The organism is Paenibacillus sp. JJ1722, from assembly GCF_048282685.1.
In the GTDB taxonomy this organism is placed as follows: Bacteria; Bacillota; Bacilli; order Paenibacillales; family Paenibacillaceae; genus Paenibacillus; species Paenibacillus polymyxa_B.
The window spans coordinates 625,698-650,882 of sequence record NZ_CP182500.1; the positions used below are offsets into that span (position 1 = coordinate 625,698).

24 protein-coding genes are annotated in these 25,185 nt (G+C 47.3%); 16 read left to right on the plus strand and 8 right to left on the minus strand.

What is annotated here, in order from left to right; translation table 11 throughout:
* Positions 1 to 104: 104 nt before the first annotated feature.
* Positions 105 to 1,400 (plus strand): ABC transporter substrate-binding protein, encoded by a 1,296-nt coding sequence (locus ACM1ND_RS02920; protein WP_418027054.1) that lies wholly within the window; start codon positions 105 to 107, stop codon positions 1,398 to 1,400.
* An 81-nt stretch (positions 1,401 to 1,481) separates the two neighbouring features.
* Here the strand turns inward: ACM1ND_RS02920 and ACM1ND_RS02925 are convergent, their stop codons facing one another.
* Positions 1,482 to 2,021: a dihydrofolate reductase family protein gene (locus ACM1ND_RS02925; RefSeq protein ID WP_069079825.1), complete on the minus strand. Its 540-nt coding sequence runs from the start codon at positions 2,019 to 2,021 to the stop codon at positions 1,482 to 1,484.
* 106 nt (positions 2,022 to 2,127) lie between these two features.
* Here ACM1ND_RS02925 and ACM1ND_RS02930 point away from each other — a divergent pair, with 106 nt between their 5' ends.
* The 9 genes from ACM1ND_RS02930 to ACM1ND_RS02970 all read left to right on the plus strand — a co-directional run bounded on the left by ACM1ND_RS02930 (position 2,128) and on the right by ACM1ND_RS02970 (position 12,400).
* Positions 2,128 to 3,081, plus strand: coding sequence for a helix-turn-helix transcriptional regulator (locus ACM1ND_RS02930; RefSeq protein ID WP_069079826.1), 954 nt, complete (start codon positions 2,128 to 2,130; stop codon positions 3,079 to 3,081).
* A gap of 157 nt (positions 3,082 to 3,238) precedes the next feature.
* The gene (locus ACM1ND_RS02935) at positions 3,239 to 6,364 is read left to right on the plus strand and encodes a DEAD/DEAH box helicase (RefSeq protein WP_069079827.1); all 3,126 of its coding nucleotides are present in this window, start codon (positions 3,239 to 3,241) and stop codon (positions 6,362 to 6,364) included.
* Between the two features lie 20 nt (positions 6,365 to 6,384).
* Positions 6,385 to 7,110, plus strand: coding sequence for a phosphoribosylglycinamide synthetase (locus ACM1ND_RS02940; protein WP_418027055.1), 726 nt, complete (start codon positions 6,385 to 6,387; stop codon positions 7,108 to 7,110).
* 151 nt (positions 7,111 to 7,261) lie between these two features.
* Entirely contained in the window at positions 7,262 to 8,167 is a 906-nt protein-coding gene (locus ACM1ND_RS02945) for a M15 family metallopeptidase (protein WP_071559386.1), read from the plus strand.
* Positions 8,168 to 8,257: 90 nt separating this feature from the next.
* A complete protein-coding gene (locus ACM1ND_RS02950) occupies positions 8,258 to 8,815 on the plus strand; it encodes a hypothetical protein (RefSeq protein ID WP_023986798.1) in 558 nt (185 codons plus the stop codon).
* Entirely contained in the window at positions 8,815 to 9,153 is a 339-nt protein-coding gene (locus tag ACM1ND_RS02955) for a hypothetical protein (protein ID WP_254348782.1), read from the plus strand. Before ACM1ND_RS02950 ends, ACM1ND_RS02955 begins: the two co-directional genes overlap by 1 nt.
* 1 nt (position 9,154) lies before the next feature.
* Positions 9,155 to 10,588 (plus strand): glutathionylspermidine synthase family protein, encoded by a 1,434-nt coding sequence (locus ACM1ND_RS02960; protein WP_254348748.1) that lies wholly within the window; start codon positions 9,155 to 9,157, stop codon positions 10,586 to 10,588.
* 94 nt (positions 10,589 to 10,682) lie between these two features.
* Positions 10,683 to 11,096, plus strand: coding sequence for a DUF350 domain-containing protein (locus tag ACM1ND_RS02965; protein WP_023986801.1), 414 nt, complete (start codon positions 10,683 to 10,685; stop codon positions 11,094 to 11,096).
* 227 nt (positions 11,097 to 11,323) lie between these two features.
* Positions 11,324 to 12,400 carry a Gfo/Idh/MocA family protein gene (locus ACM1ND_RS02970; RefSeq protein WP_053324535.1) on the plus strand — a complete coding sequence of 359 codons (1,077 nt, stop codon included), beginning with the start codon at positions 11,324 to 11,326 and terminating at the stop codon, positions 12,398 to 12,400.
* 158 nt (positions 12,401 to 12,558) lie between these two features.
* Here the strand turns inward: ACM1ND_RS02970 and ACM1ND_RS02975 are convergent, their stop codons facing one another.
* The gene (locus ACM1ND_RS02975) at positions 12,559 to 13,059 is read right to left on the minus strand and encodes an NAD(+) diphosphatase (protein ID WP_071559382.1); all 501 of its coding nucleotides are present in this window, start codon (positions 13,057 to 13,059) and stop codon (positions 12,559 to 12,561) included.
* Positions 13,060 to 13,194: 135 nt separating this feature from the next.
* A complete protein-coding gene (locus ACM1ND_RS02980; protein WP_023986804.1) occupies positions 13,195 to 14,664 on the minus strand; it encodes an MFS transporter in 1,470 nt (489 codons plus the stop codon).
* A gap of 164 nt (positions 14,665 to 14,828) precedes the next feature.
* Between ACM1ND_RS02980 and ACM1ND_RS02985 the strand changes: the two genes are divergently transcribed.
* Positions 14,829 to 15,254: a MarR family winged helix-turn-helix transcriptional regulator gene (locus ACM1ND_RS02985; protein ID WP_023986805.1), complete on the plus strand. Its 426-nt coding sequence runs from the start codon at positions 14,829 to 14,831 to the stop codon at positions 15,252 to 15,254.
* 94 nt (positions 15,255 to 15,348) lie between these two features.
* Here the strand turns inward: ACM1ND_RS02985 and ACM1ND_RS02990 are convergent, their stop codons facing one another.
* Positions 15,349 to 15,927, minus strand: a complete 579-nt coding sequence (locus tag ACM1ND_RS02990; RefSeq protein WP_023986806.1) for a TetR/AcrR family transcriptional regulator — start codon at positions 15,925 to 15,927, stop codon at positions 15,349 to 15,351.
* 188 nt (positions 15,928 to 16,115) lie between these two features.
* Between ACM1ND_RS02990 and ACM1ND_RS02995 the strand changes: the two genes are divergently transcribed.
* Complete coding sequence (locus tag ACM1ND_RS02995; protein ID WP_023986807.1) at positions 16,116 to 17,339, plus strand: MFS transporter; 1,224 nt, start codon at positions 16,116 to 16,118, stop codon at positions 17,337 to 17,339.
* A 17-nt stretch (positions 17,340 to 17,356) separates the two neighbouring features.
* Here the strand turns inward: ACM1ND_RS02995 and ACM1ND_RS03000 are convergent, their stop codons facing one another.
* Complete coding sequence (locus tag ACM1ND_RS03000; RefSeq protein WP_418027056.1) at positions 17,357 to 17,731, minus strand: DUF3995 domain-containing protein; 375 nt, start codon at positions 17,729 to 17,731, stop codon at positions 17,357 to 17,359.
* A 75-nt stretch (positions 17,732 to 17,806) separates the two neighbouring features.
* Complete coding sequence (locus ACM1ND_RS03005) at positions 17,807 to 18,361, minus strand: TetR/AcrR family transcriptional regulator (RefSeq protein ID WP_028541134.1); 555 nt, start codon at positions 18,359 to 18,361, stop codon at positions 17,807 to 17,809.
* A gap of 549 nt (positions 18,362 to 18,910) precedes the next feature.
* On the opposite strand from ACM1ND_RS03005, the gene thrS reads away from it, so the two are divergent.
* A complete protein-coding gene (thrS, locus tag ACM1ND_RS03010; protein ID WP_023986811.1) occupies positions 18,911 to 20,824 on the plus strand; it encodes a threonine--tRNA ligase in 1,914 nt (637 codons plus the stop codon).
* A gap of 159 nt (positions 20,825 to 20,983) precedes the next feature.
* Here thrS and ACM1ND_RS03015 read toward each other — a convergent pair whose 3' ends face one another.
* Positions 20,984 to 21,784: a GTP pyrophosphokinase gene (locus ACM1ND_RS03015; protein ID WP_023986812.1), complete on the minus strand. Its 801-nt coding sequence runs from the start codon at positions 21,782 to 21,784 to the stop codon at positions 20,984 to 20,986.
* Between the two features lie 278 nt (positions 21,785 to 22,062).
* Here ACM1ND_RS03015 and ACM1ND_RS03020 point away from each other — a divergent pair, with 278 nt between their 5' ends.
* Genes ACM1ND_RS03020 through ACM1ND_RS03030 form a run of 3 tightly spaced genes read left to right on the plus strand, consistent with a single transcriptional unit; the run spans position 22,063 to position 24,210 of the window.
* Positions 22,063 to 22,524, plus strand: a complete 462-nt coding sequence (locus tag ACM1ND_RS03020) for an S-ribosylhomocysteine lyase (RefSeq protein WP_007428584.1) — start codon at positions 22,063 to 22,065, stop codon at positions 22,522 to 22,524.
* Between the two features lie 5 nt (positions 22,525 to 22,529).
* Entirely contained in the window at positions 22,530 to 23,300 is a 771-nt protein-coding gene (locus ACM1ND_RS03025) for an SDR family NAD(P)-dependent oxidoreductase (RefSeq protein WP_023986813.1), read from the plus strand.
* Positions 23,301 to 23,325: 25 nt separating this feature from the next.
* On the plus strand, positions 23,326 to 24,210 hold the full coding sequence (locus tag ACM1ND_RS03030) for a MetQ/NlpA family ABC transporter substrate-binding protein (protein WP_023986814.1): 885 nt from the start codon (positions 23,326 to 23,328) through the stop codon (positions 24,208 to 24,210).
* Between the two features lie 55 nt (positions 24,211 to 24,265).
* On the opposite strand, the gene ACM1ND_RS03035 is transcribed toward ACM1ND_RS03030, so the two are convergent.
* Positions 24,266 to 25,108, minus strand: a complete 843-nt coding sequence (locus ACM1ND_RS03035) for an AraC family transcriptional regulator (RefSeq protein ID WP_023986815.1) — start codon at positions 25,106 to 25,108, stop codon at positions 24,266 to 24,268.
* Positions 25,109 to 25,185: the final 77 nt, after the last annotated feature.

Consider the following 25,185-nt stretch of genomic DNA (forward strand, 5'->3'; position numbering starts at 1 on the left):
GCGCTATCGCTTGTTCAGCACCATTCCGTTTTCCGTTTGCTCCGTTTCTACATGAATTTTTCGAGTTCATCTGATATGAATTTAGAATAGAAAGGAACATGAAAATGAAAACGCATACTTTTAAAAAGAAAGCTCAAGCACTAATCTTGCTCCTCGCGGCCTTTGCCCTGGTTTTGGCAGGTTGTAACAGCAGTGGCGGACAAAACGCAGGCAAAGAGGAAGTGAAGGAAAAAACAATTCACATTTTTCAGTTTAAGGTAGAGATTGCAGAAGCGCTGAATCGCATGAAGGCAGAATATGAAGCGTCTCATCCAGGCATCAAGCTCGATATTCAGACCGTGGGCGGGGGCAGTGACTATGGTGCGGCGTTAAAGGCGAAGTTCGCCTCCGGGGAGCAGCCGGATATTTTTAACGTAGGAGGTTACCGCGAGCTGGATACGTGGCTGGAATATTTGGAGGACCTGTCTGACCAGCCTTGGGTTGGCGATGTGGTGGATGTCGCCAAAGAGCCGATGACCAAAGACGGCAAGCTGTATGGCCAGCCGATGAATCTGGAGGGGTACGGCTTTATTTATAACAAGGATTTGTTCAAGAAGGCGGGGATTACGGAGACCCCTAAAACATTGTCCGAACTGGAGGGAGCTGCGCAAAAGCTCCAAGCTGCAGGGATTACTCCATTTTCTAATGGATATCAGGAGTTTTGGGTGTTAGGCAATCATTTGCTGAACGTGGCATTTGCCAATCAGCCAGACCCTTCGGCCTTCGTTAAGGGACTGAATGATGGAACTGCAAAGATGCCGGGCAACGCTGTATTCGCCGAGTGGGTTAAGCTGTTTGATCTGACAATGAAGTATGGCAATTCGAAGCCGCTCACGACCGATTACAACACGCAGGTAACGAACTTTGCCACTGGAAAGGCTGCCATGATGCAGCAAGGGAACTGGACTCAGGTCCAAATTGACGGTATTAATCCGAAGCTGAATCTGGGTATTTTACCTATGCCGATTGGTGAAGACGCAACAGCCGGAGATAAGCTGTTTGTAGGTGTCGCCAACAACTGGGTGGTTAATAAAAATTCGACTGTCAAACCCGAGGCGAAGGAGTTCTTAAACTGGATGGTGACATCCGAGCAGGGTAAAAAGTATATCACCAAGGAATTCAAGTTTATTCCAGCATTCAAGAGCATCGAAGGGGCAGAGGCTGATATGGGCCAACTGGGTGCGGAAGTGGTGAAATACAGTAAGGAAAACAAACTGTTGGGCTGGTTCTTTAGCCGCTATCCTGAAGGAGCACAGCAAGAATTCGGAAGTCAGATGCAAGCTTATGTGGCAGGTAAATCGGATGCCGGGAAGCTATTCGAGGATTTCCAGAAAACATGGGATAATTTGAAGACCAAATAAGAACAAAAGCACGCGATAAAGCCTTCTTATTTCAGGGAGATTGTATGGTCCTGAAATATGAAGGCTTTTTTGCAAAATTAATTATATATGGTAATGGAGAAGAACAATATCCCCGCGGCGTTCTATTTCTTGGAGTTCAAACGTACTTGGTAGCGTTCCCTCTGGAAATAACGGTATTCCTTGTCCAAGCACTTTGGGAATGATCGCAATGATAGCTTTCTCCAGCAGTCCAGCTTGTAAGAAGGCCTGAACTAACTGGCCCCCACCGACTAGCCATACCGCACCTTCCGATTGTCCTTGTAGACGTGGAACCAGTTCAGTCAGAGCTTCGTCCGTAAATGTAACATGTGGCGCCTGCTGTTGCTCCGTTAATGCTCGTGTGAACACATAGCATGGCTTTCCAGCATAAGGGAAATCATCTGAGAGCTTCAATACTTCCTCATACGTCAGCCTGCCCATCAGCACTGTACCAACGGTGTCGTAAAAGTCGGCATATCCATTGTCCCCGCCATCCCCTTTAACATCATACAGCCAGTCCACCGAACCGTCCGGCAAAGCGATATACCCATCGAGACTCATGGCAATATACAGCACAACTGCGTTTGATTTCAAATCCTTCATAGTTCATTCACTCCTTTCTATATCCTAATGTTACAATGTATTTATGACATAGTATGTCGTAGTTAAACGTTCATTTTAAATTAATTTTTGAATCGAGGGGTACCTTATGAACGAACGCAGGATTGCTCTTATGAGGATACTGGATTCCCGAAAAAAATATACGGCGCGTGAGTTGGCTGAACGTTTTGGTGTCTCCGTCAGAACGATACAAAGAGATCTCGACTATTTGCAGCAGACCGGGTTACCCCTTTATACCGAAATGGGTCCTCATGGTGGGTATCGGGCACTTCCCAATCGGCTTCTTCCTCCCCTTCATCTTGCTCGTGACGAGGCCTTGGGTCTTTTCCTCATGCTGCAACTGTTGGAGAACATTCCAGATATCCCTTTTGGCTCGGTTCGTGGACATTTATCCGAGCACTATTATGCCGAGCTTCCACAGGATGTGCAGGACAGTATTGATCAATTAAAGGAGTACATTTCTTTTCGTATGCTACCCACTCACGCAGAGTCACCCTACACCTCAATCATTTTGGAGGCTGCGCTGAATAAGCGCCGGGTGAACATGCATTACCGCTCGGTTTCCGGTGAAAAGTGGACCGAAGTATATCCGATTGGACTGTATTTTGATCACGGATATTGGTATATGCCAGCGCATAGCAGAGATCGCATCATTCTGTACCGTTCAGATCGGGTGATCACAATAACGATGCTGGAGGAAACCTTGGACAGCCTTCCCACACTTCAGGAATGGTTGGCTTCGGAGGATTCCCGTATAGGAATTCCAACCAAAATAAATTTTACCGCATTGGGTGCCAGGCTGGCCGGATCAGATGCTCTCTTCCAAAGTGTCTCCCATCAAGAAGGGCAGGGTCAGGAATGGCAGGGATATATTCCGGTCGAAGAGTTTAGATATGTGTCCCGACTTTTGCTAAAATACGGGCCAGAGGCCGAGGTCATATATCCGAAAGAACTGCGGATGAGGGTGAAGGAATTGCTGCAAGACAGCCTGAACCCTTATCTGAAGGATGCAAAAGCAGATGATGAAGAAAAAGACAATTAATCCTGTAAATTGATTCTCTTATTTATAGTTAACCACATGAATATTTAAGGTTATTAACTTATGACTTTCCATTTATTTTTGTGATAAAGTTTTGAAAAGAGCCCGTTTTCGTATATGATGAAGAGTAATAATTCAAAAGGCTGGACGGGAGACAGATATGAATCAACCGCTTTATGGAATATGGCTCGGAGATGTGTTTTTTTGCTTTTCTGGTGAGACGTCGGAACCACGTATCGATGCGTGGAGCAGTGTAATCCGCAGGCTGACGCTAAAGGGAGACCTTCGGCCGTTTCGGCAGGCTGCGTTGCGTCTTGCTGAGGTACGGATACCGAACACTGCTCGTGTGGAAACCGCGGGCAGAGGTGGCAAAAGACGTTCCATGCTGGGGCGTACATTGGAGGGTTTGGCGCTGGAACCGCGCGAGACGATGGCACTGTTGACCCGCATGGACGAGAAGGGCTGTGCGGCATCGGGCATTACGCTGGGCGAGGAAATGCAATATTGGCAAAAAGCTGCTTATTTCGCGCTAGAGCTGATGCAGCGGGGCGAAATTGCGCCATCGCTTACAGAGGCGCGTCCATCGGGACCGCGCCGTCGTGGTCCGGAAGCGGCTGTCGGGGTGTGGATTCCTCGACTGTGTCAAGAGGAGGACATACGCCGCTTTTATGAGCTGGCTGCTGCAATGCCGGCTGTTTGTATGGCGGCTCCGGCTGTTTTTGCGGGCAAGGAGCCTGAAACACGTGAGGATGCAGCCGGAATCGTGCTGTACTCCTTCTTGTGTGCGGTCATCCATGCGGAAACGACCGCGGTGCTGGCAGCATCAGACCGTGAGCTGGGCCGATATCGCGCAGAGTATCGGCGCGGAGGATCGCCGCTGGCAGAGCTGTGGTGGAACAGTCTGCTGACAGGTTCCCGCCCGGTGGCGATTCAGGGAACGCCCGCGGAGATGGAGGAGCTGGTGCTTCAAGCGTCCTCTCTTGAGGGAAGCGCAATGCCTGTCACGGAACGGGAAGACAAAGAGCCTATAGAAGGGCAACTGCGGTTGTGCCTTCGTTTGGAGCCTTCGCTGGAAGAGAGTGTGAAGGAATGGCGCATTACCTTTTGGGCAGAAAGCGATGCTGAGCCGGGGTTGCGACTGCCTGCTCTGGCACTGTGGGCGCATCCTGAACGTGATCTGGTTCGAGGCGGAATTGTATATCGTCAAGTGCAGGCGCAACTGTTAATGAGGCTCGGACAGGCGGCTGAAGCGGCACCTATATTGCAAGAAGCATTGAATCGTCCTTACCCCGAGGGGCTGACACTGGAGCCAGAGTTGTTCTTCCGCTTCCTGACGGAAGCCGTTCCCGCATTACAAAGGAACGGTATCACCGTGCAAATGCCTTCACGCTGGAGCCGGGAGGGCCGAAGACGTGCAGGCTTGCGGCTCAAAATGCGTTCGACAGAACAGGGTGCCAAGCCAGATGGTGTGATTGCCGATACATCGTCTGTCGGCATTAACCGCATGATTTCGTTTGATGCCGAGGCTGTGCTGGGTGATACGACTTTGACGATGGAGGAACTGGAAAGCATCGTCGCGGCCAATTTGCCGTATGTACGTCTCGGAGGGGAATGGATCGAGGTCGATCCCAAGGAAATCCGTCAGGTGCTGCGCTTTATCAAGCGCGGGGAAAACGGTGAGATGAGCTTGTCCGAATGGATGCATCTAGCTGCAGAAAATGAAAGTGCAGGCGAGGCCTCATGGAAGGGCTTGTCCATCTTTGGCGCGGAATCCGCCGGATTGCTTGCGTCCTTGGCTGAGGGCGGCGTACTCCGTTCGGTAGAGCCACGGCCTGTGCCGGAGACGCTGCATGGCGCATTACGGCCCTATCAAGAGCGCGGCTTTCAATGGCTGGCTGCGATGCGTGGATTGGGCTTTGGCGTCTGCCTTGCGGACGACATGGGACTTGGTAAAACGATTCAGGTCATCACCTGCCTGCTCGACGGTGGCATAGGCGCAGATGATCAACGTCCGGCGTTGATCATCTGTCCGACGTCCTTGCTTGGCAACTGGCAGCGCGAGTTGAAGCGCTTTTCACCGGATTTGTCACTGTATATTCACCATGGCAACCAGCGACTCCACGGCGAGCTGTTTCAGGAAAGTGTACGTGAGTATGATATCGTCCTCACTACCTATCATTTGGCGGGCCGGGACGGCAGCGATTTATCTGCGGTATACTGGTCGTCCATCGTGTTGGATGAGGCGCAATATATAAAAAATGCACGAACAAAGCAAGCACAAAGCGTCATGAAGCTGTCTGCACCACACCGGATTGCCATGACAGGTACTCCGGTAGAAAATCGGCTGAGCGAGCTGTGGTCTATTTTTCAATTCCTGAATCCAGGTTACCTTGGTACGGCTTCTTCATTTCGCCAACGGTACAGTCTGGCGGGAGAGGAGCGGGGGTCCGCGTTGCGTGAGCTTCATCGGCTCGTCTCCCCGTTCATGCTGCGTCGTCTCAAAAGCGACCCAGATATACGCAAGGATTTGCCAGAGAAGCTGGAGTTGAAATCCTACTGTGTACTGACACCAGAGCAGGCCGGATTGTATCGGGGCGTGGTGGATCAATTATTGGGAACACTGGATGGGCAGATCGGTATGGCTCGCAAAGGGCTTGTTCTGTCTTCGCTGACCAAGTTGAAGCAGATTTGTGATCATCCGGGTTTGATCATTCCGGGTCGCGCTGATAGTGGTAAAACTGAAAACTCGGGCAAAATGGAGCGACTGCTGGAATTGGTAGAGACGATTCGCGAGAACGGCGAATCGGCGCTGATATTCACCCAATATGTGTCGATGGGAGAATTGCTGGTCTCTCGTTTGGCCAAAATCTTCGGGGAAGAGCCGTATTTTCTGCATGGAGGACTGGCGAAAACCAGACGTGATGAAATTGTTCACAACTTCCAGCAGGGAGAAGGACCGAATATATTCGTACTTTCCCTGCGTGCAGGTGGCGTGGGCCTGAACCTGACACGCGCCAGCCATGTCATTCACTATGACCGCTGGTGGAATCCTGCAGTGGAAAACCAGGCGACGGACCGCGTATTCCGTATTGGTCAAAGCCGCAATGTACAAGTGCACAAGCTGATTTGCCAAGGTACACTGGAGGAGCGGATCGACGAGCTGATCGAGAGCAAAAAGGCACTTTCCGAGCAGGTTGTCGGCTCCGGTGAACATTGGCTCACCGAAATGTCTGATGATGAATTGCGCGGTCTGATTGCGCTGCAAAATGATGTATGGATTGAGTGAGCAGAGAAAGGATGAAGGCGATGACGAGGCCGCGAGTGAAGCTAAAAGTAACTGACGGTCAATGGATAGCGGAATTAGACGGATTGGGGTTGGAAGGCGAATCAACGGGTGTACCTTCCACACATGCTGTCCAATGGACTGGCCCAGCGCCTGTACTAAACCCCGAACAGCGGAAGGCATGGCTGGAGCAGCTAAAAGCAGATCCTTTGGATATCTACCATTTTTTGCAAGGGGAAACCTGTCTATCGCTGGATGAGATCGTTCAGCTAGCAGCTGAGACAGCCACTTCTAGCATGGAGGATGGCGTGGGTGTAGTCGACGATGTGAAGAAAGCTCTTCAAGCCGGTCTGGAAAGCGAGCCGCAGACCTGTCTGGAACTGATCGGAATGTCGCGGGAAGAGCTGCTGGAGTACGTATTTAGTGCTTGGGCCGGAGAGTTATCCCATGTGCAGGGGACATCCCCCGCGCTTGAGTCTACCTCACGGCCAGAGGGCGGACGTAGCGGATCGGCAGCGATTAGCGAATGGATTGCAGAGTCTGCGGCAGAAGGAGCATTGCATCGTCCCGGTGCGAGCTTTCACGCGATTGAGATTCGTCTGCCGCAGAAGCTTGCTCCTAAGAAGGAAGCGGATATTACGGCTTTGCTGCCGGGTTTACCCCGTGCGGAAGAGGCATTGAAACTCATACGTGAACGGGTAGCTGAGCGGGCCCGAGCTGCAATCCCGCAAAAACGTCATACTCCGTAACAATTCGGGTATATACTTCCTTTTTCGAGTCTATTCGCCTTCATCGAACAGGATAACGGCTTCGAAGAGTGCCAAAAGTTCAGTTACAATGGGGAAACGGAAAAGTGACGGCAAGTCATGCATCAATTGCAATATTGGAGGAGATACCAGCATGAAACGACATATACAACAGACGCGAGCATCTAAGCGCTGGACCAAAGCACTCATTCCAGGGCTGATCCTGCCAGGGCTATTACTGGCAGCCTGCCAGCAGGGAGGATCAGGTGGACAGGAAAGCGAGCCGTTGAAGTCATCTACAGCGGTACAGGAGAATGTGCAGCCTTCCACCCAGCCGGATGCGGACAATGGCAGCACTAGCGCTGGACAAGCCTCTGCGGGTACAGAAGGCGGACAAGCCGACCCTGTGATGGCGTTGCGGAGCCAGAGTGCGCTGCAAGCCACGGTTAAGGAAGAGGATGGAACCGCGATCGTCACCAATGCGACTTCTGATACAGTCGTTGTGAACAAAAAGCGCAGCTTGCCTGTAGGCTATGTCCCCGATGATCTGGTGGAGCCGCAGGTACCATTTTCCTTCGAGGGACCGCATGAAAAGCGGCATTTGCGTAAGGAAGCGGCAGAGGCACTGGAGAAGCTGTTCGACGGGGCGGAAAAAGACGGCATTGAGCTGCGTGCGGTATCGGGATACCGTTCCTATAAGCGTCAGGTATCTATTTTCAACAACAATGTAAAGACAAAGGGGCAGGAATATGCCTCTAAAGTTAGCGCTGTACCGGGTACGAGTGAGCATCAGACAGGTTTGTCCATTGATGTATCCAGCCCAAGCGTAGGTAATGTGCTGGAGCAATCCTTCGGAGCTTCCAAGGAAGGCGAATGGCTGGAAAAACATGCACCGGAATACGGATTTATTATTCGTTATATGAAGGGGAAGGAAGATGTAACCGGCTATGTGTACGAGCCTTGGCATATCCGTTATGTGGGAATAGACATTGCGGAGGATGTAGCCAAGCAGGGGATGACGCTGGAGGAATATTTCGACGAGAACAATATCAAGCTGTAGCAGTGAAAATCAAGCCGTAATCCTAGGGATTGCGGCTTTTTGTCGTGTTTTTCTTCCAAATTGAACCTTTTCAAGGTAGAATCTCGTATAGTGAACGACGACAGAAGCGCTTTGATTTGTTGCAAACCTCATGACAGAAGCGTACAGGAAGGGAAGGGAATCATCATTTATTATTCATTAACGTATCGCGAATGGTCGGAAGACACTCAAAAGGAACTGCGCAGCCTGACACGGGAATCCGTATCGGGAGATGAGCTGTTTCTACGCAAGCTTGTAGACGCTACGCGTCTCCATGACAAACTATGGTCGCATATATCGAATGAAAGTGAGGAACATACGGATCATTCCGTCTATGTGACTGAATTTACAGGGGAACGTGCAAAGCCTTACGGTGCCTCCATCACAGACCTCGTGCTTGCCAGTGAGGGAGGTTACACTTCCACATTCAGTGCAATGTACTGGATATGGCATGAACCTGCATTCCGTAGTATGGATCAGCGGGAAGGTTCAGTATTTACTTTGGAGTTGGCCCAACGACTATTAGATCACTATACAGTACTGGGTGGCAAAACATATGAATTTATATATTCGGTACTGGACCCTCAGCTGAAAAAGGTACATATGTTTGTGAAGGAGGTCGATCTGTGATGGAGCATTCTTGGGAAAAAATGAAATCCAAGCCCGGCTCTCGTACACGGATGGCGGCCTTTGCCCTGATGTTGGCTGTCCCGGCCGCTCTGACGGGTTGCGGTGACGACGAGTATTATGACTGCGATGAGCTTCCTGTATCGGAACAAACGGCGTGTCGGGATTCAGGCAGCAGCGGGTATTACTATGGTGGATCGACATATTATAGTGGAGGCTCCTCATACCATAGTAGTCGTTCATCTTCCAGTTCTTACCGAAAAAGTCCATCCTCATCCTCCAGCTCACACAGCGGTTTTGGCAGCAGCGGCTCACGCAGCGGCTTTTTCTCTGGGGGTTAAGATGAGCATGCGCACGATTCGGCAATTGCCTTATGAACATAATGAGCTTTTTAAGGGTGAAATCAGCCGTAGAATTCCGTATCATCGCATGTATGGTAAATCCTATTGCGTGCCGGCCTTAACGGTATATCGGGAAAGCGAGCTGGTAGAGCTTCAGACTGCTTCTGAGGCGGTACATCGTATTTATCGCAAGGTTCAGCAATTCGTCCAGCGCTATATGCCGGATGAATACCTGGTGGAACAGTTGGGGATTCATCCGGGCTTGTTGCGTGCTGCACGAATGGAGGCCGAGCCGGATGGGATAACCCGCCAGGACTGGATTGTGGGGGAAGCGGGTATCAAGTGCATAGAGAATAACACCGATACCCCAACCGGGATTCCCGAGGTGGCTTATCTCGAAGGAAAGCTGCTGGAGGTGCTGAGTAAGGGAGTAATGTCGGAAGATGACAATGCACTACATGGACCCTCATCTGGAATGGACGAGGCGATTCAGTCTGCCTTGACGGAGTTCATTCATTTTTATAGCAATAAGGGATTAGGAACAAAGGTGTATTTCACTTGCTATGACTGGCACATCGAGGATCAGACGAACACCAAGTATATTATGCATTTATGTGAACAAGCCGGGTTTGAAGTGGTTTATGCGCCTTTGGAAGAACTGGAGATTATCCCGAATGAAGGATTGTATCACCGGGGAGAGCAGATCCACATTCTCTATCGCCTGTATCCGCTGGAATATCTAATTGATGACCGGGAGGAGGATACGGGGCTTGAGGTGGGGCAGGCGCTAATGGATATGGTGGCAGACGGGAAAATAGGATTAATCAACCCGCCGCAGCATATCATTACCCAGAGCAAAGGGTTCACCGCAACCGTGTGGTCGCTATATGAGCGCAATGAGCAGACACCAGAGTTCTGTGGTTTTCGTTTGTTTGACGATCGCGAGCTGGAGGTGATACGAACCTACCTGCTACCTACGTATTTTGAACCCTCGGTGTTTATGCAAAATAAAGAGCCTTATGTGGCCAAAGGTATATGGGGGCGGGAGGGTAAAGGGACGCACTTGATTGAACATCCTCAATCCGAGGAGATGCTGAAAGGCGCCTTGGGAGAGGTTGAACCTGCGCAGACTGACAACCCTGATCTGCTTCACCAAGCTGATGGTCCACGAACGCCTGAGCAGGAGGAAGCCGCACATATTGCCGCTTATTACGAGGGACAGCCTAAGATTTATCAGCGGCTGTGGCCGATGCAGAGTGCAGAGGTACAGACCGAGGAAGGGCTATTCCACGGCTATGTGCTGACAGGTATATTTGTGATCGGGGGGCGTTTTGCGGGTGTCCTGCCGCGAATCGGTGAAAAGGTAACAGGTGATATGGCCTACTATTGCGCCGCCGCCGTTGCCACCGTACCTCCTAATCCGCCCATTATATAAGCTGAATTAAACAATGTACAATATTCGAACATATCTGTTATTTTCACAAGTGAGGATTTTGCAAAATCCTGAAGTATCATAAGGAGGAAGAAAATTGGACTCTCATATCAGTTTGGGCAACGCATTGGGCAATGTAGGTATCGGCCTGCTTATCCTGTTTGCCATCTTAATCGTAGGTTATTTTGTGTTCAGCTTGCTGACACGTTATAACGATAATCAAGAAATCGCACGTGGCAATGAGGCGGCAGGCATCTATATGGGTGCAAAGCTGCTAGGTCTGTGTATCATCGTGGGAATGGTGTCGTACAGCAGTCATTCATGGCTAGATATGCTGACCTGGTCGGCTGTGGGCATTGTAGTGCTGTGTCTGGTCTATGTGATTTTTGATCTGGTGACGCCGCGTACCAAAGTGTGTGAGGAAATTGCCAACGGCAATGTGGCTCTGGCACAGCTGCTGCGCTCGGTCATCGTCGGGGTGTCTTTTGTGGTAGGTACATTTTTGATGTAGTCGATATAGAGAAGGAATACCAAGGATCTGCAACACCGGACAACGGAGCTGCAGATCCTTTTTTTATGGACAGTGTATTCACAGCCCGGCATCAGACTGTTGAATTGAAGGTTGTGACGATCACTTCCTGTGGGGACTATTCTATAAAGCAACGGGTGATACTGCATAGCAAAAAGGAATTTGCTACAGAGTTCAAACCAAATTGAAGAGAAGGGAATTCTGAACATATGAGTACCTCCACCTCCCCAACCAAACAAGTTCGGATGGGTATCATTGGCCTGGGTCTGATCGCTGAATATCACATGAGATCACTGCACACCATCTCGGGGGTATCTATTGTGGCCGTTAGTGATGTGAATCCCAATCGCCTTCAAGCCATCGGAGAACAATTGCAACTACCTGCTTCCAAGCGGTACGCCCATTATGAAGCATTAATCCGTGACCCAGAGGTAGATGCGATTCTGTCGCTGACACCCAATGATGTGCATTTTGACATTATTCGTATTGCGCTGGAAGAACACAAAGCTGTACTGGCAGAAAAACCATTGACTCTCACATGGGAAGAAGCGGATCAGTTGAAAAAGCTATATACAGCGAATCCGGTGCCTTTGCTGGTTCACTATAAGCATCGCTACGGGGCGGCCTTCCAATATACCAAGCAACTGCTGGATGAGCAAAAGCTGGGTAAAATCTATAACATTCAATTTCGTTATCTAATGGATGCATTTGCGCCATATCGTCAGCATCCGTATACATGGCGTCACAATTTAGCCAAGGCTGGTTCTGGAGTAGTGGGGGATACAGCCTCACATATCATTGATCTGGCCCGTTTTTTGGTGGGTGAATTTAAAAGTGTCGCAGCGCTGTTACATACCATTACACCCGAGCGGTTCGATCCGATCACGGGTCTGCCTGTAAAAGTGGATGTGGAAGATCTTGCTGCCTTTCATGGCATCGTAGGCGACAATACCGTGGGAACCTTTATCACTCATAAAAATGCCATCGGCATACGGCACGATATCGAAGTCGATATCTATGGAGAACTTGGTACGCTGCACGCCAGCCTCAATAACCCGGAAAGTATCCGCATTGTGCTGCGTGACTTGGAACACCCAGGTACCGAATACGAGACTTGGGCTGTCCCTGTAATCTATAATCATACGGCTTATGAAGATTTTGTTGAGCTGGCAAGGGGAAAATCTGTGGATCGTGCTCCCATATTCGAGGACGGCTACAAAAATCAGTGGGTACTTGAAAAAATACTGCAATCCTGGAAAGAGAATGGACGTTTAGTAGAAATGTAGGGGATGTGAGGGGAATAGCTGAAATTCCAGCAATGACAAAGAGTATAAACATGCTGTGACCCGCAAGAGGGTTCCTTTGAAGAGCAGCCATCTTGCGGTTTAGCAATTCAATATATTCTGTAAATTCATCATTTTGGCATCGCCACGCTTATATCACTTCAAATGAATCCTGCCTCAATCTTTTCAATAATGGTCAGCAAGAAGGATTCCGCTAAGCTGTTTTTCAAAATAGCTTGCTTGGCTTCCTCCAGTGTAAACCAACGTGCTTGATCTACCTCCGTACTAAGAACATCCAACTGATCGTCATTCACAATGGATACAAAATTCAGCATCAGTGTATTGCTTCGTTCAAAATACTCACTGCGCATATATTGATACTCATCGACTTGTAATCCTACTTCTTCCTTAACTTCACGCACCAATGTCTGCTCGGCGGATTCACCCTTGCTCACATAACCTGCCAATAAAATGAAGCCCTGAATATTGTACTGCTGTATGAGCAGCACCTTATCTCTCTGACTATTCAATACAGCGGTACTGATCGCAGTGCTGAATATCGGGAAACGAAAGACCTGGCATGTATGACAAAAGGGGATAGGGCCCTCACCTTCACACTCCTTCACCATCAATTTTGTTCCGCATTCATAGCAATATTTCATGTAAGCGCCACCCTTGTATCACATTTTTAAAATTGTAAATGTTGTTTTTAATGCCGTGTTTGTACTGCAATACTCATCATCTTAATCCTACGATTATTGTTCTGTCTACGGACGCTTTATTTCTTCTCTTGGTCTTTATCCCTTTTCTTGCTGCGTTTTTGCCCGTCTAGCCCCAATCAGCCGCCAGCCTGTTAACAATGCCGCCACAAGACAGATGGACGCGGACGTCATAAAGACTACATGCATGCCTGCCAGAAAAATTTCTGGATGACCCGGGACCAAGCCGGTGACCCGATAACCAGCCTCTTTACTCATAATATAAAAGAGGATGGAAGTAGCCAAAGTGATCCCCACAACCATACCGACGTTGCGAACCAGCGAATTGACACTCCCGGCTGAGCCGAGCTGTGTGCGGGGTACCGTGGACATAATCAGCGAGTTGTTCGGCGATTGGAATAAACCACTGCCAATGCCCAGCATGGCAATCCACAGACCCACGAGCGGGATGGAGCTGCCTGCATGCAGTTGGGCCAATCCAATCTGGGCAATGACCATAACGACCAGCCCGGCGAATGTAAGCAGTTCAGATCCGATTTTATCGGAAAGCGCACCGCTGAGAGGGGCCACAATAACCATCGAGATGGGGAGCAGCATCAGCAGGAAGCCGGCATGAAAAGGCGACAAGTTCAGCATATTCTGCGCATAGAAAGGCGAAATGATGTTAAAGCAAAAGTTAGCGACGAACACCAGAAAAGCACACAAAATACTGAGCGAAAATAACGGATTTTTGAATAGCGCGAGCTGTAACAGCGGCCCAGAACGACGAAGTTCCAACCTAATGAACATGGCAAAAGCAATTACAGCCACCACCAGCGAAGCAACGATACGTTTGTCTCCATACCCGACCTGCTGTCCCAGCAACAATCCGACGAACAAAGTGAGAATAAAAATAGCAAACACCAAGCTACCGGGAACGTCAATTTTATCTTTCACCTTGATCAAATCCTTCGGCAAAAGCTTCCAGCCAAGAAAGACAGCTACCAGCCCTACCGGTACATTGACCCAGAAAATATACTGCCAGCCCAGCGACGAGACAATAATACCGCCCAAGCTTGGCCCGGCGATACTGCCCAGAGAAACGAAGGTTCCAATGAGGCCAAGTGCTTTGCCCCGTTCATTGGACGGGAAGATATCTGTCACGATCCCCTGGCTGTTCGCCATGGTCATGGACGCTCCAAACGCCTGAATAATACGGGAAATCAGCAGCATAGAGAGCGAAGAGCTAAGACCGCACAATAGGGAGCCAAGAATGAATACGATTGTGCCGATTTTGAATATTTTGATTTTACCAACGATATCTCCAAGCTTGCCAAAAAATAAGATAGCGGTACATATCGCCATTAAATAGGCGGTTGTCACCCATTCAATCTGTGCCACGGGTAAATGTAACGTGCGAGACAACACAGGAAGAGCGATATTGACGATGCTTCCATCCAATGTGGACATAAATGTAAACAGATTCAAAACAATTAAAATCAGCCAACGTTTCTTCTGGACGTCGATATTCTCTTGATAGGTTGTAGCCGTTATAGCAGTTGAACTCATCATTACACCTCGTTATCGTTAACAATTTCTATTTAGTTGCACGCGCAACTAAATGAACGGTTCTAGTGTACAGCAAATTAGTTGCGTGTGCAACAATATTATTGTAAACTTTGCTTTGGTCCCAACGGGGGATGTGTCATTTTTAAGCCAATGAGGTGTATTTGATGAGAAAAAAACAACCGATTGGAAAGCTAATTTCCCACCTGTACCGTCGTAATCAAAAAATATTGTCCAAAAAACTGACTCCTTACGGAATCGGCAGTGGAGGACAACACAGCTTTTTAAAGCTCATTTTGCAGCGGCCGGGCATTACACAAGAGCAGTTGACGAATGAACTTAAATTTGACAAGGCAACCACGGCACGCTCTGTGAAACAATTGGAGGAATCAGGCTACATTGAACGGAAAACAGACCCAAATGACCGCCGTTCCCATCTTTTGTCTCCTACGGCCAAGGCGCTAGAATTTTCCCCTGTCCTACAAGGAATATTGGACGAGTCCAATGTCAGCCTTGTCTACAATCTATCCGAAGAGGAAGAGGAGCTTCTTATCGATTTACTGCAAAAAATTAGTATAGACCCTGACGAATAAACAAATCAGGAGTTAGCCAGAGGATCGTGGCAGGTAAAAGAAAAAGCAGCCCTCACAGAGGATACTCTGTGAGAACTGCTTAATGCCACGTCATTCAGTCCAAGCCAATTCCTTTGAACGCATGTATGACTAATTGTCGCACATAGGAATCGTCTAATGGATAACCGGTTACCAACAATCGATAAAAAACCGGCCCATAAATGAGATCGATACATAATTCAATATCGAGATTTTCCTTCAATTCTCCGCGCTCTATTCCGCGCTCAATAAGAAGCCTAGCCTCAAGTCGCCGAGGGTGGAAATATCGGGTCCGGTATGCCTCTGACAATCCTGAATCAAGTTGCCCTTCGCCTATTAACTCTGTAATGATTTTACCCTCTCGGCTTATTAAGAACCGCACTAAATTCGTGGCATGAATGAGAATGTCATCTAATACACAACCCGTGTCGGGCACGGGCAATCTTGCTATGGTGGCTGACAGGAAGCCATCCATCACTACTGCAGCTTTGTTAGGCCACCATTTATAAATGGTGGCTTTGCTAACTTTCGCTCGCTCAGCAATTTTTTCTACCGTAACCGCCCCAAAGCCTTGCTCCAACAGTAGATCATAGGAAGCGTTAAGGATAGATTTTTGCGTCTCGACATTACGTGGACGTCCTCTTTTGCTCTGCACTGGAATGCTCACCTTCTTAACGGATATAAGTAAACGCGAAAAATAAACTATACGTTCAGTATATCAAATATTATGTGAAATAAAAAAGTTGATTTCGCCTATTTACAAAACGAAACGTTCAGTATATTATTTGATTATCGAATTAATGAACTATACGTTTAGTATTTAAATTAATGAGGAGGATTATCATGCAAAGAGAACAACAAGCCTTAGAAAGTAACCGTATCTCAAATTGGATGATGTTTTTGTTGGCAGCCGCATGCGGCCTTATTGTTGCCAACCTGTACTATGCTCAAACCCTTGTAGGACCTATTCACATTGCTATGGGTCTTTCTTCTACAGCAGCGGGCTTCATTGTCACCTTGACTCAAATCGGTTATGTGGTGGGATTGCTATTTATCGTACCGCTCAGCGACATTATTGAAAATCGACGGCTCATGGTCATATCGCTAATCATCACAGTCTGTGCATTGGTTGTTGCCGCTTTTGCCACCAATGCCCCGTTGTTCCTGACCGCATCCTTATTCATTGGAATTGGATCTGTGGTAGCCCAAATACTGGTGCCGTACGCCACCTATTTAGCATCCGAAGAGCAGCGCGGCCGCGTTGTTGGGAATGTCATGAGCGGACTCTTGCTAGGCATTATGTTCGCACGGCCAGTAGCAAGCTTTATCACCAGCATCTGGGGATGGCAAGCCGTATTTATTTTGTCAGCCATTGTCTTGACGCTGTTGACGATTCTGCTCTCGCGAGCTCTTCCAGAGCGCAAGCCTGTGCCTACGGTATCTTACAGTAAATTGATTTTCTCGTTAGGCACTCTTTTAAAACAAACGCCTGCATTGCGTCGCCGTGCCCTCTATCAAGCCTGCCTATTTGGGGCCTTCAGCCTATTTTGGACTGTTGTTCCTTTACGATTGGCGGATGATTTCGGAATGTCTCAACAAGGGATTGCATTGTTTGCTTTGGTAGGCGTAGGCGGTGCAGTAGCTGCTCCGATTGCCGGGAGATTGGCTGATAAAGGCTGGAGCAAAGGTTTAACCGGGTTAGCTATGATCATTGCAGCCTTGTCTTTTTTGCTCATCTATCTTTTTCAAAGTCATTCGACCGTTGCGCTCGTACTTCTCTTTATTTCAGCGATTACACTGGATATGGCTGTATCGGGAAACCTTGTACTTGGACAACGTGTGATTTACTCCTTGGGAAGTGAAGCGAGAGGGCGTTTGAACGGATTATTCATGTCTATTTTTTTCATAGGCGGAGCGATTGGATCATCATTAGGGGGTTGGTCGTATGCGTTAGGAGGTTGGAATTTCAGTTCTCTGATTGGAGTCGTCCTGCCTGTGCTGGCTTTGCTGTACTTTTTCACTGAGAAAGAAACGAGTGGAGACGTGCGAAAGAAACAAACCACCTGATAGAGGTCAGCTTTAAGCTATGCCGTACGCAAAAACATAATGATTAAAATGGCTGTTCCCAAGAGAAAACAAAGGGGCGAGTAGAGCACAGTGTCCCACTTTGCAAAAACAGTTCCTTTTTTTCTCTTGAAAAGCCCTACCCATTTGAAATCTCCTATAGAACGTAAAATAAATATGCACGATAACAAGCCTGCACCGTAGGAATGAAAGGAACTGAAAAACAGGAATTGTGTAACTCCACCTAGTTCTAGTACGAACCAAGCGGCTAAAGCTAGTAGAATAGCTACAATTGATGTCCCTATCTTGGAGGGCTCAAAGAGCAAAGCTGTTCCTGTGCTTGGGATCGCTGCCTTTGCACCTTTTTGTCCGCCGAATACCCAATATAGATGCATGCCGCTCAGTACTCATAGAATTCCGCCAACTGCCCATGTAAGTAACTCCAACATGTGGCACCCTCCTTAATTGAATTAATTCGAAATCCACTCTGTCCAAATCATGTGAATATGCCGTTGAATGGCTTCGTCACTTAATGTCTCTTGCTTGTGACGCTCATACCAGCCTAAGTAGTAATGGTACAACATCCATGATCTCTGAAAGGCTTTCTCTGGTTGCATTCCCTTCTGTATTAAAAGCTGCTTCATAAACTCCATTCTCATCTGTTCGACTTCATTGAGCAGGGAATGGTAACTATCATCCTTCAATGACAGTTTTCGCAGATAAAACAGAAAATCTCCTCGTTTCGTCTTCCCGAACATCTGGGTTAACAACTCTCTGATCCGCTCATCTGCGGCAGCATGGATGATGGACGCTGCAATAATCTGTTGTGTCGTCTGTTCCTTCCATGTCTCCACAATCTGTCTAATGTAGCTGCTGCGATTGTTAAAATACCAATAAAAACTACTCTTACTGCACCCTAAAGCAACGGCCATTTTCTCAACTACGAGTTGATCAATCCCACCCTGTTCAAAACGTTCGATTCCTTTCTGAATCCATTGTTCTTCTGTGACAATAATTTTAGGCATCTCTCCCTCTCCCTTTCTGTACGGTATCGTCTAGATAAGTATATATTATAGTGTTTTTAGAGCTGTGTAAATATGGGCACATGAGCTCCCTTAGCTAGCTGATGCATAGGAGGCATGAAATTACATAATCGCCCACTTGAAATACCTGCGAATTTGATCTATAATGCTGTAGCATATAGTGATATTCAAGGCATTGACCAAAGACATGATTTCCTTGAAGGGCCGTTCAGAGAGAAAAGACGAGGCTGAGAGCTTTTCCGGCAACCGCATGTGAAGTTACCCCTTTGTAGCCGTGACGTTGAACATGTAGCTGTGCAATCTGGCAGTAACATTAGTAAGCGCCTACCGCTTTATCCCCGTTAACGGATACCAATGGAGGGTCACGCATGTCGTGCATGAAGCATGTTCTGATGAACATAAATGTACGCACAGGAGCGGGCCGAACTAGGGTGGAACCACGAGCTGAACGCACTCGTCCCTTGAGGGAGAGAGGCGTTTTTTTGCGTTCAATTTTGATATAGCACACAATTTGAAATGGAGGCTTTAATCGTGAGTATTCAAGTGAAATTGCCGGATGGAGCCGTACGCGAGTACGAGCAGGGCGTAACGATCGCCGACGTGGCGGGTTCGATCAGCTCCGGGCTGAAAAAGAACGCAGTAGCAGGTAAAGTGAACGGGAAGGCTGTAGATCTGAACACCGTTTTGGATCAGAACGTTGACCTTGAAATTATTACGCTGGACGGTGCAGACGGTCTGGAAATTTATCGCCACAGTACAGCGCATTTGCTCGCTCAGGCGCTCAAACGCATTTACGGTGAGAAAAACGTGAAGCTGGGTATCGGCCCGGTCATCGACAGCGGCTTCTACTATGACATTGATATCGAAAACCCATTGTCCGTTGACGACTTGGCCAAGATCGAGAAGGAAATGACGAAGATCGCACAGGAAAATCTGCCGATTACACGTCGTGTGGTCAGCCGTGAGGAAGCCACTCGCATTTTTGGAGAGTTGGAAGATCCACTGAAGCTGGAACTGATTCGTGATTTGCCGGAAGAAGCGGAAATTACAATCTATGATCAAGGCGAATTTTTTGACCTGTGTCGTGGCCCGCATTTGCCATCTACTGGCCGCATCAAAGCTTTTAAACTGTTGAGTGTAGCGGGCGCATACTGGAGAGGTGATTCCAACAACAAGATGCTGCAACGTATCTACGGAACAGCATTCCCGAAAAAAGCACAACTGGATGAGCACCTGCATTTGCTGGAAGAAGCGAAAAAACGCGACCATCGCAAGCTGGGTAAAGAGCTGGAACTGTTCATGTTCTCCGAAGAAGCACCGGGCATGCCGTTCTACCTGCCTAAAGGTATGGTTGTCCGCACTGCATTGGAAGATTACTCCCGTGACATTCAACGTCTGCATGGCTATGAGGAAGTACGTACACCGCTGATGATGAACAATCGTCTGTGGGAACAATCGGGACACTATGAGCATTACAAGGAAAACATGTACTTCTCCGAAGTGGATGAAACTACATTTGCTCTGAAACCGATGAACTGTCCAGGGCATATGCTTGTGTTTAAAAATGAGCTTCACTCCTACCGCGATCTGCCAATTCGTATAGCCGAATTTGGACAAGTGCATCGCCATGAGCTGTCCGGCGCGTTGAACGGTATGATGCGTGTTCGTACATTCTGTCAGGATGATGCGCATATTTTCGTCACACCAGGTCAGATTGAACAAGAAATTACAGACGTAATTAAGCTGATTAACGAAATGTATAGTGTGTTTGGCTTTGACTTCACAGTGGAATTGTCCACACGTCCAGATGACTTTATGGGCGAGCCAGTGCTGTGGGATCAAGCGGAACAAGCTTTGCAAAACGTGCTGGATCACCTGGGCATCAACTACCGTATTAATGCGGGAGATGGAGCATTTTACGGTCCAAAAATTGACTTCCACATTCTCGATGCGCTCAGACGCAGCTGGCAGTGCGGAACGATCCAATTGGACTTCCAAATGCCTGAAAAATTCGACCTCACTTATGTGGGCGAGGACAACCAGAAGCACCGTCCAGTCGTTATTCACCGTGCCATCTACGGTTCGATTGACCGCTTCATGGGCATCCTGACTGAGCATTTTACAGGTGCATTCCCATTGTGGTTGGCTCCTGTTCATGCGAAGCTGCTGCCAGTATCCGAGAACTATATCGAGACTGCTAATGAGATACAGGATGCGTTGCTGAAAGCAGGTCTGCGCGTCGAAGTGGATACTCGCAATGAGAAGCTTGGTTATAAAATCCGCGAGGCGCAATTGGAGAAGGTTCCATATATGTTCGTTATCGGGGAAAATGAAAAAACAACCGGTACTGTAGCGGTTCGTAAACGCGGCGAAGGCGATCTGGGATCACTCAGCATTGCGGACATCGTAGAGAAAATCAGCACAGAGATTCGCGAGAAGCAGTAATATTTGATCGAAAAAATGTGTAAAAGAGCCATCAAAACCATGATGAACGTGGTTTTGATGGCTCTTTATTTATACCTAATACATAAGAATCCAGCGTAAGAATGAACCATAGTTGTTGCAGCCTCGACTGAATTCTTAAGTTATCTTGTGCACAAAAACTTAGCAGGTTTGTGGCCGTGAAGTGGCGTGATCTGCAGGGAGGGAGAGTGTCTTCAAGGACGACTCTTCGGATTGTTTCGCCGGGGATTCTTCCGCATCCTGTTCCTCGCTAAGCGATAAAATTTCGCCGCGCAACTTCAGCATTTTCTGATCCAGCTCGTAGGTTGCACGTGCGGCTTCGGTCAATCCATTAACGACATGTTCAGGCACTTTCTTATCGAACTTATAGTACAAAATATGCTCCATACTGGCCCAGAAATCCATAGCCAATGTGCGCAATTGAATTTCAACCTTGATCCAGCGTGTGCCCTCAAACAGGATCAGCGGAATTTCCACAATGACATGCAGGCTCTGATAGCCGTTGGGCTTAGGATGGGCTATATAGTCCTTGACCTCCAGAATACGAATGTCTTCCCGTGTGTGAAGATGATCCATCAGACGATAAATATCTTTCACAAAAGCGCATACCACGCGCATTCCCGCGATATCATGAATTTCACGCAATATATTGTCCAAGGTGACTTCATGCCCTTTGCGCCGAACCTTTTCCACGATGCTGTGGGGCTCTTTGATCCGGGTTTTAATATGCTCAATCGGGCTAAAACCGTCTAACAGCTTCCATTCCGTCTGAATCAGCTTAATTTTATTCTTTAATTCCTCCAGAGCCAGCTGATAAAGGACGGGAATCTTTCTCCACTCCTCTAGTTGCTTGGCGTTAACACTGTTTTGATCCAGCTGTAGCTGAAATTCCTGCAAGGGTAATGGGACAGCATTCAGGTGCTTCCAATCCGGTTCATTCACAGAGCATTCTCCTAAATGAGGCTTATGATGTCCTCGATCTTTTTCGTAAAAATGCATTATCGTATACATTGTACACTATGTCAAAACCTACAGGCAAAGGAGAGACGGTCAAAGAAAAAAGAAATGCGACAAGAATTATGGTGGTAAAACCGAGTAATCCGATGTATAATTACAAAAATGCTGAATTGGAGCATTTAATTCTTTATTAAAAAAATCACAAATGTAGAGTATCCATCATTAGATTAAAAATATAAATTACAGAAAAGAGGAAAAGAAAAATGGCAAAAGTAGAAAGTTTTCAATTAGATCACACGATTGTAAAGGCTCCTTATGTAAGAGCAGCGGGAGTAGAGCATGACGAAAAAGGAAGCACAGTACAAAAGTATGACTTGAGATTTTTACAACCTAATGAAGACGCACTTCCGACAGCAGCTGTACATACGCTGGAGCACTTATTAGCGACGTACCTGAGAGATGAAATCAAAGGAATTATTGATATCTCTCCTATGGGATGCAGAACGGGGTTCTACTTGATTTTGTGGAATGAACATGAGCCAGAGGAAATTGCACTCGCTTTGGAAAAAACCTTGAAAAGAATTCTGGAAACGACAGAGGTTCCGGCTGTTACTGCTTTGGAATGCGGGAACTACAAGGACCACTCTCTTTTTTCAGCGCAGGAATATGTGAAGATTGTATTAGAGGCGGGTATTAGCCGCGATCCTTTCGAAAGAGTATTTTAAAATCTATGATTTCGATTGACCTATCTCATCAGACAGCGGTAGTGACAGGCGGCAAGTCAGGCATAGGCAAGGGAATTGTAGAGCTTTTCATTAAAAGCGGAGCTAAAGTGATTTCTGCTGATATTTCTTATGAAGAGCCGTATAGAGTGGTTAATCCACAGTTGGTTGAAACGCAATTGGACATATCCAAACCGGATGATATCGAAAGATGGTGCGATCTACTAATCAGCGAAGCGGGAGTTCCTGATATATTGGTGAACTGCGCTGGTACTTCTACGATGGATTATGTCATTGATAGTGAGTTGGCTGATTGGGAGAAAGTATTTTCGATCAATTCAACTGGATTATATGTAACGTCCAAACGTTTTGCCAAAGAAATGGTGGCCGCTCGTAAATCAGGACGAATTATTCAAATTGCTTCGCAGGCTGGAAAAAATGGATATCGGGCCATGGGCGGATATTGTGCTTCCAAACATGCGGTTCTCGGCTTGACCAAGGTAATGGCCATTGAGCTTGCCCGGCAAAATATTTTGGTAAATGCGGTCTGCCCCGGCATTGTAGAAACGCCGATGAAGCATCGTGAACGGATTGAAGGGGGCGTCATTCGCGGAATGACCGCTCAAGAAATATACGAAGAAGATTGTTCACAGGTACCTTTGGGGAGAACGGCCGAGGTGGAGGATGTCGCCAATGTGGTGCTATTTCTGGCAAGTCCACTCTCTGCATATATGACAGGACAAGCGATTAATGTTACAGGTGGAATGACGATGCACTAGCATACATGATCTGGGGGAAAACAACATGAAGAAATCGTTCGTTTTACTATTAGGGATTAGTTTATTATTGGTTGCCGCAGGATGCGGTAATAAAAGTTCAGACAGCAATGGCTCCAGCGCCGCTTCCGGTTCGGAAACGCAAAAAGTAGTCATCGGCTCCATGGGCTCTGACGCCCAGATATGGAAGCATATTGCCCAGTCCCAGGCCGCCAAGGATGCCAAGCTGGACATTGAAGTGAAAGAAATTAACGGCGGAATCGAAACGAACAATGCGACCAAAGAAGGCGAAGTAGATGTGAATGCATTCCAATCGTGGGCGTACCTGGTTAGCTATAACAAAGAGAGCAAAGCCGATTTGAAGGCTATAGCCACAACCTACCTGGAGCCTATGGGGATTTATTCGCAAAAATTCAAAAGCATCGATGAAGTGACCGACGGGGCTCTGGTAGCTTTGGCAGATAACCCGGCCAATACAGCAAGAGGTTTAAAGTTATTGGAAGCCTCCGGTTTGATTAAGCTTAAGGCTGACTTTAATGATGCCTTGGGTACTGTCAATGATATTACTAGCAATCCTAAAAACCTGAAATTTGAACTAATTGATGACAAAACAGGACCACGAGTGATTCAAGATGTAGGCTTGGTGCTGATTGGGAATACAATTGCTTTAGAAGGGGGTCTGAATGTACTGAAAGATTCCTTGTTCCATGAGGAGATCAGTCAGGCAACCAAAAATAATATTAACGTCCTGGTGACTTCATCTGATAAGGCGAATGACAAAGGGCTGCAAAAGTTAGCGGATCTCTATCATAACGAGGATACTCAAAAATACATTAAAGATGAATTTGGCGGTACCAAAGTAGAGGTTAAAGAGCCGGTTTCTTATTTGGAAGGACAAACTACAACAAAATAAACTTATGAGATCAGCCAGTTTTTCTGGCTGATCTTTTTTGTTCGTAAGAGGCCTCTTACCAGTAGTCGGCTTGACTTTGAGCATGGGTTTCAGTTCGATAATGTTTGGGGGAGAATCCCTTTACCTTTTTAAAAATTTTCGAGAAGAGTAAAGAGTCGTTATAGCCGACTGAACGGGAAATATCACCTATCGAAAGTTCAGCGTTTCCCATCATTTCACATGCTTTGTTGATCCTATAGCGAACCAAATAATCCTGAATGCTTGTGTTTACTTGTTGTTTGAATAACGAACATAAATAGCTTCGATTGAGTCCGATAAAATTTGCAATGTGCTCAATGGTAATTTTCTGAGCATAATTCATTTCAATAAAATCCTTCACTTTTTCCACGTAAATTTCCGCCCGGCTTTCCTTTTGTTCGGGGGGCGTTACCGGGCCGAACTCTATAAGCTCCGATAACATTAAGCATAGCAGACCGGTTAGTCTGGTTTCCCGAGCTTTATGGCATCCACTTGATTCATTCATGAGCTGCAAATATTGATAAATCAAATGGTCTCCTTCAAAGTTGAGGATTGGACGCGTCATCGTTAGACCTGCTTGCTTGAGGAGTGTTTCTGCCAGTGCCCCGTCAAATCCAAACCAGCAATAAGACCAAGGATTCACTACATCGGCTTGATAATAAGTAATGACCTGGGGGCAGATTAGAAACCACTGTCCTTTCCGTAAGCGATAACTGAACCCACCGACCTCGAAGGTACCTTCTCCGTCCAAAATATAATGAAGCAGATAGTGATCTCTTATCGCAGGTCCAAAAAAGTGACTCGGTATGCATTCCTCTATGCCAAACTGAGTTAGATACAATTCAGAATGCTGCTTACTACGCGGCAAATATTCTATCACGCTAAATCTCCTTATGTAAATTATCAAGCATTATAACATAAATAGTGAGCACCATGCCATGTACTTCATATCTAAAA